Consider the following 1,137-nt stretch of genomic DNA (forward strand, 5'->3'; position numbering starts at 1 on the left):
GGCTGGGCAGCATGGGCTGACGCCGAGATTCCGGGGCTGTACCCGCCGCGTTAGGAAAAGATGCTTTATCAAGGCGAGCAGGTGGAAAAGATTTCTTTCCTTCCTTGGATCGGAATTCAAGGATCTTTGCCATGTCGCGCATTGCTGGAACCTTTGTGACTACCGCCGTCAGCGGCAAGAACGTACGCGTGCTTGTACCCACGGCGCTTCCACCCGGTGATCCCGTGCTTTCCCCTGCCGCCTACGTCGAACAGAACGCCCGCGCCGAGGTGGCGCTGACGCGCTTGTCCGTCATGGCCGGGCTGGTGGCCCTCAGCAACTGGCTGATCCATGCGGCCATCCTGATCAGAGGACACGGCATATTCTGATTGGCTGGGCATACGTGTTTCTCGACACTTGAGCCATGGCAATCAAAGACTGGCCCAAGAACGAACAACCGCGCGAGAAGCTGCTGGCACGTGGTCCGGCAGCGCTTTCCGACGCTGAGCTACTCGCATTGTTCATGGGCACCGGCTGTAAGGGCTTGGACGTCATGGAGAACGCACGCCTTCTCCTCAAGGATCATGGCCCCCTGCGCCTATTGCTTGATATGAGCGCGCAGAAGCTGAGGAAACTGCCCGGGCTCGGCCCGGCACGAGCTTGCAAGCTTGTAGCCGCACTGGAACTCGCCGACCGCCATCTGCGTGCAAAGTTGGACCTGGGTGAAGGCATGTGCGATCCGAAGGCAGCCATGCGCTACTTCAAACAGCGGCTCCGCGGGCGCCCCCATGAGGTCTTTGCGGTCATGTTCTTGAACACCCGCAATCACATGCTGGCGTTCGAGGAACTCTTCCACGGCACGATCGATGCGGCGGCGGTCTACCCGCGCGAAGTGGCACGCCGCGCCCTGTTCCACAACGCGGCAGCGGTGATCATTGGCCACAACCACCCTTCCGGCAGTGCCGAGCCATCCGCCGCCGACCGCGACATTACCCGTCATCTGGAAAAAGCCCTGCCTTTAGTGGGAGTCCGCCTCCTGGACCACGTAGTAGTAGGCGAAGGCACCCCCGTCTCCATGGCTGAACGCGGCTGGCTCGAACCCACCCTCTCCTTTCGGGGCTGAACGTCCCAGTCAGCCCAGATACCCCTGTCCGGAGC

2 protein-coding genes are annotated in these 1,137 nt (G+C 61.5%); both read left to right on the top strand.

Going from position 1 to position 1,137, the window contains the following annotated elements; all coding sequences use genetic code 11:
- Nucleotides 1-131 precede the first annotated feature (131 nt).
- Nucleotides 132-368, top strand: a complete 237-nt coding sequence (locus tag DBR34_RS01225; protein ID WP_128095383.1) for a hypothetical protein — start codon at nucleotides 132-134, stop codon at nucleotides 366-368.
- A gap of 35 nt (nucleotides 369-403) precedes the next feature.
- Nucleotides 404-1,102: a DNA repair protein RadC gene (gene radC / locus DBR34_RS01230; RefSeq protein WP_128095384.1), complete on the top strand. Its 699-nt coding sequence runs from the start codon at nucleotides 404-406 to the stop codon at nucleotides 1,100-1,102.
- Nucleotides 1,103-1,137: the final 35 nt, after the last annotated feature.

It is taken from the genome of Stenotrophomonas sp. HMWF003 (assembly GCF_003061285.1).
Lineage (GTDB): Bacteria > Pseudomonadota > Gammaproteobacteria > Xanthomonadales > Xanthomonadaceae > Stenotrophomonas > Stenotrophomonas maltophilia_AP.